Source organism: Sphaerochaeta halotolerans, from assembly GCF_003429665.1.
GTDB lineage: Bacteria > Spirochaetota > Spirochaetia > Sphaerochaetales > Sphaerochaetaceae > Sphaerochaeta > Sphaerochaeta halotolerans.
This window is the reverse complement of the sequence record NZ_QUWK01000001.1, coordinates 320,465-334,155: the sequence shown is the minus strand read 5'-3', so window position 1 is coordinate 334,155 and position 13,691 is coordinate 320,465. Positions and strand designations below refer to the sequence as shown.

The following is a 13,691-nucleotide window of genomic DNA, read 5'->3' as shown; positions in this document are numbered from 1 at the left end:
CAAAGGCATGCCAGCTTACCGGCTCCCCCCCACAGGTGCAGTGGAAGATGCCGGTCTCCGTGGAGGCTCCCAGCAGTGCGAGCTGGTAGGCCAGGTCCACGGCACTGGTGGGGTTTCCCACCTGGTCGCCTACCACCTTCAGCCTGCCGTTCTCCCTGGCCAGGCGCAGCATTGACTTGACGAAGTTGTTTCCCACATACCCGTAGAGCCAGGCGGTGCGGCAGATGCAGCTGTTGCCGCAGGAATCCAGCACTGCATTCTCCCCTGCAAGCTTGGTCCGCCCGTAGGCGGTATTGGGACTGGGGGTGTCATGTTCGGTGTATGGTCTTTCCCCATCCCCCCTGAATACATAGTCGGTGGAGACATGCAGCAGGCGTGAGCCATGCTTCTGGGAAGCGATGGCCAGGTTCATGGGCCCGAGTGCATTGACTCTGTAGGCACGTTTCTCGTCGCTCTCACAGCCATCCACATTGGTCATGGCTGCACAGTTGAAGACAAGATCCGGCTTGTGCCGGGAAAAGAAGGAGTCCACCGCATCTGCCGAGGTGATGTCCAGCTCGTCCACGTCGACCGCAAGGACCTTGCATCCTGCATAGGCTGCAGGAAGGTCTCCCAGTTCACTGACTCCCTTTTGGAGTATGTTGTTCAGTTCGCTGCCAAGCTGGCCCTTGGCCCCGGTTATAAGAATTACCATTCCTGTATCCTAATAGTGTATGCGGCCTTCGGCAACCTGCCTGAGGTGCTCGCCGTAGGGACTCTTCCCGTAGCGGGAGGCACTGCTAACTAGTTCCTCCCTGCTGATCCATCCATTGCGGAACCCGATCTCCTCAGGGGCTGATATCTTGATGCCCTGTCTTTTCTCGATCATGCGGACAAAGTCCGCTGCATCCACCAGACTGTCCATCGTACCGGTGTCGAGCCAGGCAAACCCCCTGCCCAGCAGCTGGACATGCAGGTCCCCTGCTTCCAGGTAGAGCCGGTTTAGGTCGGTTATCTCGAGCTCCCCGCGGGAAGATGGCTTCACTTGCCTTGCAAGCCGGACCACCCGCTTGTCATAGAAATAGAGCCCGGTGACGGCATAGTTGCTTTTGGGATTTGCTGGTTTTTCCTCAAGGGATACAGCTCTTCCTTTATGGTCGAACTCCACCACCCCAAAGCGCTCAGGGTCACTGACGTAATAACCGAATACGGTTGCCTTGCCTGACTCTGCATCCCCCACAGCCTGTCTCAACAGCGGGGAGAATCCGTTCCCATAGAAGATGTTGTCCCCCAGCACCATGGCACAGGCATCATCACCGATGAATTCCTCCCCCAGCAGGAAGGCCTGGGCAAGTCCATCGGGTGAGGGCTGTACCGCATAGGAGAGATGGACGCCGAACTGGTTGCCGTCCCCCAGGAGGTTTTCGAACCGGGGGGTGTCCTCGGGCGTGGAGATGATCAGGATGTCCTGGATCCCGGCAAGCATCAGGGTGGAAAGCGGGTAGTAGATCATCGGCTTGTCATATACAGGCAGCAACTGCTTGCTGGTGACCAAGGTCAGGGGATAGAGTCGGGTGCCGGCGCCGCCGGCCAGGATGATACCTTTCATGCTATTTCCTCATTTGGTTAATCCTTAGGAATAGAGATAAAAGCCGGACAACACCGTTCTTCCTGCTATCTCTGCATCCTGCACTTAATACCATACCAGATTAACAACAGGGAGAACACCTTGTTTACAACCGGATTAAGGGTAATGTTCTTCGTAAAAAAAGACATTGGAAAGGACTTTTGTTGTAAGGCAAGTAGATTACTCTGTTGCTGGTCTATCGACTTTAGTAAATGTCTGCGCTCTTTGTTGGACAACTTATTGGTATACACTTCATACACAAAAGTGTGCATTTTTAAAATATGCTGGACACTTGTAATCAAATGCTCTCGATTGCTTGTGCGATGAGAAACAGTAGTTGAAGGCGCAGACGCATTTGCAGTATGTACTCGAAACTGAACAAGCGGTTTATGAAGAAGCATGAACCCTTCATGAAACATTGCAATAGCTCCGATAGGAGTGTCATAGGTAAGATCGTGAGAATGAACCATATCTTCCAGCTCATCCAGCAATATCTGTTTAAAACCCAAGGCTTTCCCAGAGCTACAGAGAAGACGTAAGTATTGAGTATAAGATAGTCTTCCCAATTTTTTTATACTTGGTGCGTTTTTATAGAGCGAGTAAAGCGTTTTGTGAGGCTTCCCTTCAGAATCTATCATGCTGTATTTGGAAACAACTGCTGAAGGATTATATCGTAGGAACACCTGCTCCATCAGTTCTAACTTATCAAGCGCCCAAAGATCATCCTGGTCGGAGAAGAAGATTAAATCTCCGGTACACTTTCTTGCACTCTGCAAAAAATTTTCCACATAGCCAAGATTTGTTGGGTTGATACATACAGACCACGTTTTGGACAAGGCATTGTTTTCTATGAAAGCATGAATCTTCTCAACGGTATCATCTTTGGAACCATCATCGCAAATTACGACCTGATCAGGTTTCCTTGTCTGATGGTGAATTGAATCAAGTTGCTCCTCAATATACCTTGACCCATTGTATGTAGTCATTGCAATTGAAATGGTGAATTTTGTTCCCACTACGATTCCTCTATCTACTTCTAGTACCTGTGTACATACTATACACCCTCAAACATAGATTTCTACGATGTTCTTTTTCTGTTCCTCAGTGGGAAAATCCGTTTATCCAATCGCTTTGGAGGATATGCAAGCATTAAAAGGGGCATTAATAAAAATGTACCTTCTTTAAAAGGAGCTACGGTCTCAGGTATCGAATATAGACACCATATTAGCAAAAGGCCAAATTGCAAGAATGATTTTTTTGTTAGACGATAAAGAGCTCCAAAAATTAAAATTATAAAGAAAACGCCTATTATACCGTACATCGAAATTAAAGCAAAATATGAATTATGAAGATTCGCATTTTTGCTAGGATGAAAACCTAGAAAGAAATTCCGTAAATTCAACTCGGAAAAAAAATATCTGTAGATTTCTAAACGACCATTGCTAGATAGTCCTTCAGATGCAAAACGAGAGTCATTAAATAATTGTGAGAATATTATACCAAGCAAAGCTAAAACTATTATGAAAATTAAATATACCCATTGCCTTCTTGCTTCCCAATACTCCGAAACTCTCATTCTAATGTACCATTGAACAGTATTATATATTAATAATAGAGATAAGAGAACTATTGAAGCGAGGAACCCGGTCCTGCTCTGGGAAAGAAATGAAATCCATACAGTGGCAATACTAGGAAAAATGCAGATGTATTTTTTTCCTAGTATAGAACTTTCAAGCACATGTAAAGAAACTGTAAACAAAAGTATACGAGGGAAAGTATTTCTATTTAAGTTAAAAGCTTGTAAAGTCGATTCAACCTTTAGCACATAAAAAATATAAAAAAAGGGAAATAATACAATAATAGATATTCCGATGAAAAAGAATCGTGGAAAGGTTGCGTATCGGAATAGCAAGCCAAGTGATAATCCAACCAATAAATATGGCATATTAAGAAACGTAGAAGCATTCCCTCTGTACGATCCAAAACGGAAATATGCAAGTGCATAAAATAAAATCACACCAACAACAAAATCCTGCCATGTTAATTTATTCCGCAATGTAAGAAGAGTATGCCCTAATATAACAATTGTTAAGCTTGCATAAAAAAACTTTTCAAACCCAAAGCTAAAAAATAAATTATAAATATGCAAAACTAAATATAACGATAAGATAAACATTAACGAGAAAGGAACTGCTATGCGTTCACTGGTTTCCTTTTTCAAATTTAATATGTCATTAGCATTCACCAATATTCTCCCCAAGCACAAAACGCTCTCATTTTTCTCGACCTCTTGGTAATACTTTTACCAAATGAAACCGCCCGTGTTTGAATTACCATGGATGATAGTATAACAAAGTATGTGGAACACTACTACAAATAATCATTGGGTGATATCCAGTAAATCATCTAATTAGGAGAGAAATAGGGAATTGTTCGAGCTAGGATGACATACGCATAGCATAATGGTTACACAACTTCCTATTAAGAGAGAGAAGAATCAATAAACATTTCATTGAATGTCTATCCAAATAGGCAGCACCTTCACCGAACATTATCACATTATTAAGAATACTCTTTGTCAAAATGTAAAATTCATATAAGATTTAGGTTGTCTTATTATTTCATACTAGTGAGAAAACGAGAAAATCATGATGTTTCTTTATAACGGTGAATTCCCTTTCATTACTACCCAAGAAAATTAGCATATTATTCATCATGTAGAATAAGCTCACAAAGGAACACAAGAATTGGAAAATTTTAATAGTGAAAGCAAGAAAAAATATAAAACGAATGCAGCCATTTTAACTTTAAATGGCTATCATAATTACGGAAATCGATTTCAGAATTATGCTTTACAGCAGACTTTACTCAAATACTTCGATACGGTTGATACTTTATCCATCAGAAATAAAAATGAAAACTTACTCGCGACCCAAAGCAAATCGTCAAATTTATTCAAAAAAATTAATAAGCTTACTTTTAGTAGATTGGTTGAAAAATTAGTTAATTTCTTTTGGAATGAATTGTTATTACGTAGGACAATAGAGAAACGACGCCTAATCCGCCAAAAAGCATTCTTCTCATTTTCAAACACTTATATAAAGGAAGTTGATATCGGATTGTACCCAGACTCAATTCCTAGTGAGCTTGGAGAGAAATATGATTATTTTATTGTTGGGAGTGACCAAGTTTGGAATCCGACTTTCCCTGAATTTTCTGAGTTATTTTTTCTTACGTTTGCTCCAAAAAACAAGAGAGTCACATATGCCCCAAGCTTTGGGCTAGTAGATTTACCAATAGAATTGAAGGAAAATTTTACGAGGTGGTTGAAGGAAATAAAGCATATCTCTGTGAGAGAGAAAGCAGGTGCTGATATCATCAATAATCTAACAGGTAGAGATGTTCCTATTGTCTTAGATCCAACAATGTTACTCACGAAAGAGGAATGGTTGAAAGTTTCAATTCCTATCAATGACAATCCAAAGGGACCTTATATTCTTACATATTTTCTTGGTAAGCTAGACTACAAAACAAACAATGAAATCGTAAGATTCGCAAGGAAACACCATATGAAAATTGTAAGGATTAATGAACCGACTTCAAAATATTATACATCTGGTCCAGGAGAACTACTGACACTGATTAATCAAGCATCATTAATTCTAACCGATTCATTTCATGGCACAGTATTTTCATTATTATTTCAAAAACCATTTCTAACTTACAAAAGATCCGGCAATAGAGATAATATGTTTTCTAGAATTGAATCGTTGTTCTCATTATTACATCTTCAGAAACGTCTGGACATGTCGCTCTCTGACCCCAATCTCTTGAATATTGATTATTCAGAGGTAAACCGATTATTACAGTCAGAAAGGGACAAGGCTATCGACTATCTTGTGACATGTTTTGAAGTTTAGTATCCTAAAGCTTCGCTGATACTTTTAATGGATAGAAAATGGATCAAAACAAAGCAGGGGTTAATCTTTCAAAAAAGACTATGGCACTACTATTTCTGTATTTCGCTTTAGTATACGTGTCATTACCTTTAAACTACTATAAATTGTTACAAGCGTCTCTTTTTGTGTTTTTCATTCTCTCACCTTGCCAAACATATCTACAACAATTAAATTGCATAGCATTGGAGGAAACTCGTTGAGTAGATTATATAAAGCACAAAATAATATAAAATTTGGATATCTCAATACACTAATCTCTTTGATACTAAAGTTTTCATTGAGAACAGTATTTATCTATTCAATTGGGGTAACCTATTTAGGTGTTAATGGATTGTTCACCAATGTTCTCTCAGTTTTATCATTAGCAGATTTGGGAATTTCTACTGCTTTAAATTATAGTCTATACAAACCGGTTGCTGAGAATGATATTGATAAAATCAAAGCACTAATGAAGGTGTTTAAAAAGGCATATATAGGGATTGCATGTGTTATCACGATCATGGGGATTATGCTTCTACCATTCTTGCATATTATAATAAAAGATCCGGTAGGCATTAGTTATACAGAATTACAGATATACTATTCCATATTCCTATTTAATACTGTTAGCACATATTTCATTGCGTATAAATATAGTTTAGTTAATGCTGATCAAAAGAATTATATACAAACAAATTTTCACACTGCTACAATTATCGTTACCTCAATCTTTCAAGTCATTGTTTTATTGATATACAAAAGTTTTCTCCTTTATCTATTATCTGCAACTCTCGTCGAACTATTTCAGAAATTTTTGGTTAATGCTTATATTAATAAAAAATACCCATATCTAACTTCCTCTTCTGGTAGAAAACTCTCAAAAGAAGAACTTGCTCCAATTAAGATTAATATCAAAGCTCTTATCTATCATAAAATTGGCACTGTGGCAGTGCATCAGACTGATAATATCCTGATATCTTCTTTTATCAACATAACAACTGTAGGTATTGTTTCCAATTATACTCTGGTGATTACATCGATTACAAGTTTTATCAATATTATATTTAATTCCATTATTTCAAGTCTTGGGAACCTTGTAGCTACAGAAAATATTGATAAGCAATACGAAGTTTTCAAGATTTATCGATTTGTTGGATTCTGGTTATACGGAATGTTTACAATATCATTTGCGTTACTGTTGGGTCCCTTTATAAGCTTATGGTTAGGGCCAGAAATGATCATATCTTCAAGTGTCGTTTACATGATTTTAATTGATTATTACTTGAAAGGGCATCGTATAGTTGTAAATAACTTCAAGACTGCCGCAGGTGTTTTTAACCAAGACAAATATATTGCATTAACCCAAGCAGTTGTGAACTTAGTATTATCCATAATACTCGTTAGATACATCGGTTTGATTGGAATCTTCATTGGAACTGTTGTTCAAGGTTTGATAGCGACAGTGTCACGACCTTTTATTCTGTACCGCGATGTATTTAAAAAACCTGGACTATTATATTATAAAGATTCTTTACTCTATCTCATTGTGTTAGCTCTACCATATATTGTACTGGCATTTATTCAGAATGCTCTTTTCAAAGACATTTCAATTATTAATTTCATTCTCTTTGGTATGATTGATGTGATAGTAATCAATACCTTTTTTATTCTTCTGTTAAGGAAAAGAGATGAATTTATATATCTCAAAAAAATTATAAAGATGAAGTTTCTTAGGAGAACTTATGAATGAAAATTCGAGCCCATTAGTATCTATGATTACCCCCTGTTACAATGGTGCCAAATATTTGCCCAGGTTCCTGGAAAGCGTATTGCAACAGAGCTATAAGAATATTGAATTTATTTTCATTGACGATGGTTCAACTGACAATACTAAGGATATTGTCTCAAACTATTCAAATGGATTTCATGATGCGGGTATCAAATTAGTATATATTTATCAAGAGAACCAAGGACAAGCTGCCGCCCTAAATCAAGGACTCGCAATTTTCACAGGCAAGTATTTAACTTGGCCAGATTCTGATGATATTCTACATGTGGACAATGTCAAAAATCGTGTAGAGTTTCTTGAACATAATCCATCTTGTAATATTGTTCTCTGTGATAGTGAGATTGTAGATATAGCAGGGAATACTATCCGGCCATATAAAAGAATCCCTCCAGAAGGGGAAGATAACTTTTTCTTGGATTTAATCCTTGGTAGAAATGTATTTTATACTGGGGGTGCATATATGGTTAGAACAAAAACATTCCTAGAATGTATCCCTAGTAGAAAAATATTTGTTTCCTCTGGAGGTCAAAACTGGCAAATGCTTTTGCCAGTCCTGTATAGCAATAAATGTAAATATTTACATGAGACGCTATATTTTCTTGTAGAACACGATGATAGTCATTCTAGGGACCCAAAGACTTTTGATCAATTGTTATCTAGAACATTCGAGCATGAGGCTATCCTCATAAATACAATTAACTCAATCAATGAAATTCCAACAGAAGAGAAACTCCAATATCAGAAAATTGTCGAGAGTAAGTATCGTAGAAAAAGATTTAGTCTAGCAATTTCATTTAAGAAACAAACAGAAGCAAAAAGGTACATGAATGATTTGAAGTCTAGTGGAAGTTTGAGACTTAGAGACCATGTGTTATATCTAAGTACGCATAATAGGTTGATTTTATTTGCAGTAAAGACAAAACAAAAGATTTTCAAATAATGTAACTTCCATTCAGTTGAAGAAGAATTGAGCATGAGGAAAGCACCCCGATATACAAGAGATCATATCCAATGGGTATTGAATCGGATTTGGAGTATGCGTAATAGTAAATAAATCACTATATCCAATATAGATGAATCATGAGAGTAAGTATAAGATAAGCTTGGTAGAATAATCTTGGGGATTATTTCGGATGAGTCTGAATGAAATATATTTTCTTTGCGTGCAATTTGATTGGTGTATATTTAAATAATTGGAGATTTTCATGCCAAAACGTAGTTATAGAATTCTGAGGAGCCTAGTTCCAAATTTCATGAGAAATATTTTAAAGCCTGTTATCCAAAAATTCAAACTTTCAAGAGAAATAAAATCAGAAATTGAAAGAACAAAAAAATTTGCATTTGGATTAAATAAGAAAAATGATATTCATAATCTATTCGCTCGATTAACCTTTCATTCCCATGCATTGGAAAAGGGCTTAAGCAATCCGAATTTCAGAAAAGGTTTTGGACAGAGAGCTTTGATGAGTTTAAGAGAGGCTATGACTGAGTATAGAAATGCAGATTTTCCTCTAGATGAAGAAAGATTCCTTTCTGCAATTATTGTCTTGCAGGAATATTGTAAAGCTCATGAATATCTGCCTGAATATACTTCAGATATTGAAAATTTCCTAAAAAAATTTGAAATTACTCCACCAAACCTCTTAGTTGGTGCGGTTGAGTACCAGAAGGAAACAATACTAGAAAATTCAAAAGCCATGTTCTCTAATCTTGCTTTGAACAGAATTAGTGTAAGAGATTATTCACCTACTGAGGTTGATGATACATTAATATTTGATTCTATTAGAATTGCAATGAAATCACCATCAGTATGTAATAGGCAATCATGGCGAGTTCATTTAATAAAAGATAGGGATCTACTTGAGAGGACTCTCACATTACAAGGTGGTTTTGATGGAAATGGAACCAACCTGAATAAATTACTATTAGTCACAGTTGACTTAAGATATTTCTCAAATTTCTACGAAAGAAATCAAGGTTATATAGATGGTGGCATATTTTTAATGTCTCTTGTTTACGCCTTAACATATAATGAGGTTGCTACCTGCATACTCAATGCAATGTTTAATAGAAAAAGGGATCAAGAAATTCGGGATTTGATAGGACTTGAAGAATCTGAAGTAATGATTGGATTTATTGCCTTAGGACACTATCCAGATGTATTTAAAGCGCCTGCTTCCTTGCGTGATTCAGTAGATAAATGCTTAAAAATACATTAACACTATCGGTACAAAGTGGAGTTGTTACGTTTAATGAATAGCAAATTATCATGATCAGCCAACTTAAAAGTTACCACAGGTGAAGAGCCCAGGCGAAAGGCTTTCAACTCACTGTGACTGGTTGCAGATAATTTCGTTGTACTGAACCGTGAATGTCATGCTACGGGGAAACCATCAATCATCCACCCTTGTGCGATTTTCGTTGGGTAGGGGGGCCAAGGTGGCCCGGATTTGCATGTGAGCGGTAAGATGTTTTTACCGGAGTGCCCCTAGCGCTCAATTGGAGTTAAGCTGGTTTTGCAATTGCCGTGTATCAACCTACTCCAACCCCTTCTCCAACACGAACAAGACATCCTTGTCCACCTGTTCCCTGACAGCCTGAAGGCTCTCGAACTTGGTTATGGGACGAATGAAGTTCTTGATCTCCATGGTTATAACCTGACCATAGAGGTCACGATTGAAATAGAGGAGAAAGGTCTCAATGGTAACCGTAGGGTAATCATCAACGGTAGGTCGGGGACCGATGCTTGTAACACCGATGTATCTCACTCCATCAACGATGGTAATGGTTCCATACACTCCATGGCGAGGGATAAGCTTGTTTGTAGCTATCTTGAGATTGACGGTGGGCATGCCCACCGTTCTCCCCAGCTGTCTCCCATATACCACTTCCCCGGTCATGGCGTAGGGGTGTCCAAGCATCTCCTCAGCTTCTTCAATCTCTCCCCTGAGCAGTGTATCGGTAATGCGGTCAGCGGTAATTGGTTCATCCTTGTACAGCACAGGTTCAATAAGATCAAGTTTTGCATTGTGCTCCTTGAGCGAGGCAAGAGCGGGGTGGTGGCTTCCTACGATCACAGAGTTGAACCCTTTGGTTTCAAGGCGTTTATCCACGTGAATGATGTTGCACTGCTCCCCAGCATACTGCCTGATCAAGGCATCACGCTCTTCATCAGTGGTAAGCACTGCTTGCCCGGTAACCGGCTGTATATATATGTTCTCTGGCTTATGGGCAAGGATGGCCTGATGCCCACGATGCACCCCATCAAAATGCCCGAATGCTACACTCATACCTGCCTCCTCGGCTTTCGGTAGAAAAGAAGCCCAATTACATAGTAAATCATTGTTGCTACCCAAAGTTGCCATCCGCCTTGTATAATACTCGGAATATAACTGGCTACCAACACGGCCAGTGTCAGAATGGGAAGGAGGTTTCCTCCTGGTGCATGGAAGAAACCTGCTTCCTTGGTTGGGTGTTGTTTTCTCGACGCAATGACTGTCACACAGACGATTGCCACCACAATGACATTACAAAGAGCCCCAAGATTGATCAAAAGATTGGTGAGTTGGGGGAAGGCGGCAAAGAATCCGGTTACCAGCACTACTACTGCTGTTGCTGTCAGTGGGGCGCCATTCTCCTTGCCTGTTCTTGCAAGGAAATGTGGAAGCGCACCCTGCTCTGCCGTTGCTTGCAGGGTATGGCTTGCAAGAGCCATGGTTACGATCATGGTAGTGAGAAGTGCCAGTACTGCTGAGATGGAGATAAGAGGAGTAAGGAAGGCTAAACCAGGAAGACTGAATGCTGCAGCGTAGAGAGGAATGTAGCGCATCTCTTCATTCTCTTGCAGGTAGGATGAAGGTACCAACCCCAAGGTTGCCACCAGCACTACCAAGTAGAGCACCAAGACAACACTCATGGCAATGGCCATCGCCTTGGGAATAGTCCTGTTCGGTTTCTCTACTTCCCCAACCAGAAAAGAGAGGGCAACAATAGACCCATAGGCTACCATGGCAAGCGGAAGCGCATCCAAGAACCCTGTGACTCCCCCGCTTCCCTGGCTGAAGAATGGAGTAAACATAGAAGCGTCCCAGCTCCCACTTGAAAATACTGAGACAGAGAAGATGAGCAAGGTGAGACCAAGAAAGAGGGTAAGAATGGTAGTAGTTTTTCCAGTAATACGGAAACGTACTGCGTTCAAAACTCCACTAAAAAGGACTGCAGTAATACCAAGTGGAACCTGCCAGGAACCCATGACGGGAAAGGCGACGGAAAGATAAATACCAATATAGATAGCCGAGAAGGCAGCTCCTGCAATACACCCAAAAAGGTAGGCCCACGCTGAGATCCACCCCCACAGATTGCCTTGCTCCCTTGTCTTACCCAAGAGCAACGCTGGAAATGCGAAGACCCCTCCGCTTTGGGGATAGCGGGAGGCAAGCTCTGCTGTCTGCAAGCCATAGGCAAGCAGGATGAGCGCACCAAGAATCCAGGAGATGATGGCTGCCGGCCCTGCGCTCAGGATAGTCATTCCAGAAAGAGAGAAGATGGCACTGCCAATCATTCCCCCGATCAGGAGGTGTACACTGTCAAAGGTCCCAAGTTTTTTCTGCTTTGTTGCCACAATAATGCCTCCAACGGAGTCAATCATACCGTGGTAGCAAACTCGTGTGCAAGGAAGCAGACCCCCCCAGAGAGAGAAATCCTAGATAAATACTTGGCGGATAGAAAGACCAGATATAATTTTCATATTATACCCGTTCGGGTATATATTTACTCATTAAAGCATATTTAATACCCGTTCGGGGATAATCTACAAAGATTTTTCTTGAAATATACCCGTTCGGGTATATAGTATAACCATGAACGTGATTGGAATGTTTATTCGAGACCAAAGAAAACGTGCGGGACTCACCCAGGAGGAGTTTGCACTTCGCTCTGGGTTGGGACTTCGTTTCATCCGTGAACTAGAACAAGGGAAACAAACAGTTCGTTTGGATAAAGTGAATCAGGCACTCAAGATGTTTGGTCATGTTGCGGGACCAGTCCCTATGGATGGAGAGTACAGAACATGAAAAGTACACGCCAAGGACGAGTATTTGTTAGAAACATCCCAGCAGGTATTATTGCACAAACTGATGAAGGCTATCAGTTCACTTATGATCCTAGGTATCTACAAGCCCCTGGAAGTGTACCCATCAGCCTTACCATGCCTCTTCAGGAAGCTCCCTATCAAAGCACAACGTTCTTCCCCTTCTTTGATGGCCTCATCCCAGAAGGCTGGCTCTTGGAACAAGCATGCCGTAATTGGAAACTGGACAGAAGAGACAGGATGGGATTGTTGCTCCATGTATGTCGTGATTGTGTGGGATTTGTATCAGTTGAGGAGGTATTGTGAAACGTTGTCTCTATTGTGGGCGGATTTTAGATGAGCCTCATTTACATGGATGGCACCAGAGATGTATCCTTTCTTTCTTTGGGACGAAGGAGATGCCGATACTAGATTTTGATCAAGCTAATCTAGGCCTACACGCGACACAGAGTGGCTATACAATCCCAGGAGTACAGAAAAAGTTTTCCCTCTCTCTCGATCATACGAAACAGACAGACCGTCTCACATTGGTTGAAAAACCCCCTGGTTACATTGTAAAACTGCAAACTGAGGCATATGAAGCACTGCCAGAGTTGGAACATGTGGTCATGCATATGGCAAAGATTGCCAAGATTGCTACCGTTCCTAATGCACTTATCCAACTAAATGATGGTTCATTGGCCTATATTGCAAAACGAATTGACCGTATTTTTGAGAAAGATCATGTAATTCAACTTCCGATGGAAGACTTTTGTCAGCTCACTGGTCGATTAACTGAGGATAAGTACCAAGGTTCTTATGAGCAGTGCGGAACTATCATTCGCACCTACTCCAGACAACATATGCTTGACCTCACGAACTTTTGGTATGTCTTGGTATTTTGCTTCATCACTGGCAACTCTGACATGCATCTCAAGAACTTTTCACTCTATGCACCGAAGGATGAACACTTTCAGCTCACCCCAGCATATGATTTACTACCGGTACAACTCATCCTCCCTGAAGACCCTCAGGAGATGGCATTAACACTCAGGGGAAAGAAATCACGACTAAAGCGTTCAGATTTCTTACACCTTGCAGAGCATCTGGAGATGCCTGAACAGGTTGCTGAGCGACTTGTCAAGCGGGTTTCTGGTTTGTTTCCTCAGTGGGAGGTACTCATCAAAGAAAGCTGTATACCTGACCCCCTGAAGCCAGAACTTATGGAACTAATCAGGTCAAGAATCGATAGGATTACTGCAGAATAGCAATACTTCTCTCGTACTTTCA

General features: G+C 40.5%; 13 protein-coding genes. 7 read left to right on the top strand and 6 right to left on the bottom strand.

Annotation, left to right across the window (positions count from 1 at the left end):
* The 4 genes from rfbD to DYP60_RS01525 all read right to left on the bottom strand — a co-directional run.
* On the bottom strand, nucleotides 1-694 hold a 694-nt coding region (gene rfbD, locus DYP60_RS01540), incomplete at its 3' end, for a dTDP-4-dehydrorhamnose reductase (RefSeq protein WP_117329098.1).
* Between the two features lie 9 nt (nucleotides 695-703).
* On the bottom strand, nucleotides 704-1,588 hold the full coding sequence (rfbA, locus tag DYP60_RS01535) for a glucose-1-phosphate thymidylyltransferase RfbA (protein ID WP_117329097.1): 885 nt from the start codon (nucleotides 1,586-1,588) through the stop codon (nucleotides 704-706).
* A 65-nt stretch (nucleotides 1,589-1,653) separates the two neighbouring features.
* On the bottom strand, nucleotides 1,654-2,622 hold the full coding sequence (locus tag DYP60_RS01530; protein ID WP_117329096.1) for a glycosyltransferase: 969 nt from the start codon (nucleotides 2,620-2,622) through the stop codon (nucleotides 1,654-1,656).
* A 62-nt stretch (nucleotides 2,623-2,684) separates the two neighbouring features.
* Nucleotides 2,685-3,851, bottom strand: coding sequence for a hypothetical protein (locus DYP60_RS01525; protein ID WP_117329095.1), 1,167 nt, complete (start codon nucleotides 3,849-3,851; stop codon nucleotides 2,685-2,687).
* Nucleotides 3,852-4,353: 502 nt separating this feature from the next.
* On the opposite strand from DYP60_RS01525, the gene DYP60_RS01520 reads away from it, so the two are divergent.
* From DYP60_RS01520 to DYP60_RS01500, 4 genes are all read left to right on the top strand, one after another.
* Complete coding sequence (locus DYP60_RS01520) at nucleotides 4,354-5,526, top strand: polysaccharide pyruvyl transferase family protein (RefSeq protein WP_117329094.1); 1,173 nt, start codon at nucleotides 4,354-4,356, stop codon at nucleotides 5,524-5,526.
* 235 nt (nucleotides 5,527-5,761) lie between these two features.
* The gene (locus DYP60_RS01510; protein ID WP_117329092.1) at nucleotides 5,762-7,294 is read left to right on the top strand and encodes a lipopolysaccharide biosynthesis protein; all 1,533 of its coding nucleotides are present in this window, start codon (nucleotides 5,762-5,764) and stop codon (nucleotides 7,292-7,294) included.
* The gene (locus tag DYP60_RS01505) at nucleotides 7,287-8,273 is read left to right on the top strand and encodes a glycosyltransferase family A protein (RefSeq protein WP_117329091.1); all 987 of its coding nucleotides are present in this window, start codon (nucleotides 7,287-7,289) and stop codon (nucleotides 8,271-8,273) included. Before DYP60_RS01510 ends, DYP60_RS01505 begins: the two co-directional genes overlap by 8 nt.
* Before the next feature lie 265 nt (nucleotides 8,274-8,538).
* Complete coding sequence (locus tag DYP60_RS01500; protein WP_117329090.1) at nucleotides 8,539-9,552, top strand: nitroreductase family protein; 1,014 nt, start codon at nucleotides 8,539-8,541, stop codon at nucleotides 9,550-9,552.
* Between the two features lie 318 nt (nucleotides 9,553-9,870).
* Here the strand turns inward: DYP60_RS01500 and DYP60_RS01495 are convergent, their stop codons facing one another.
* Both DYP60_RS01495 and DYP60_RS01490 read right to left on the bottom strand, forming a co-directional pair.
* Nucleotides 9,871-10,623: a riboflavin kinase gene (locus DYP60_RS01495; RefSeq protein WP_165849462.1), complete on the bottom strand. Its 753-nt coding sequence runs from the start codon at nucleotides 10,621-10,623 to the stop codon at nucleotides 9,871-9,873.
* On the bottom strand, nucleotides 10,620-11,954 hold the full coding sequence (locus DYP60_RS01490; protein WP_206363087.1) for an APC family permease: 1,335 nt from the start codon (nucleotides 11,952-11,954) through the stop codon (nucleotides 10,620-10,622). Before DYP60_RS01490 ends, DYP60_RS01495 begins: the two co-directional genes overlap by 4 nt.
* A 238-nt stretch (nucleotides 11,955-12,192) precedes the next feature.
* On the opposite strand from DYP60_RS01490, the gene DYP60_RS01485 reads away from it, so the two are divergent.
* The 3 genes from DYP60_RS01485 to DYP60_RS01475 all read left to right on the top strand — a co-directional run bounded on the left by DYP60_RS01485 (nucleotide 12,193) and on the right by DYP60_RS01475 (nucleotide 13,669).
* Entirely contained in the window at nucleotides 12,193-12,405 is a 213-nt protein-coding gene (locus tag DYP60_RS01485) for a helix-turn-helix transcriptional regulator (RefSeq protein ID WP_117329087.1), read from the top strand.
* Nucleotides 12,402-12,728 (top strand): HipA N-terminal domain-containing protein, encoded by a 327-nt coding sequence (locus DYP60_RS01480; protein WP_117329086.1) that lies wholly within the window; start codon nucleotides 12,402-12,404, stop codon nucleotides 12,726-12,728. The genes DYP60_RS01485 and DYP60_RS01480 overlap by 4 nt, the downstream gene beginning before the upstream one ends.
* A 92-nt stretch (nucleotides 12,729-12,820) precedes the next feature.
* Complete coding sequence (locus DYP60_RS01475) at nucleotides 12,821-13,669, top strand: HipA domain-containing protein (RefSeq protein ID WP_117329085.1); 849 nt, start codon at nucleotides 12,821-12,823, stop codon at nucleotides 13,667-13,669.
* The last annotated feature ends 22 nt before the right edge of the window (nucleotides 13,670-13,691 follow it).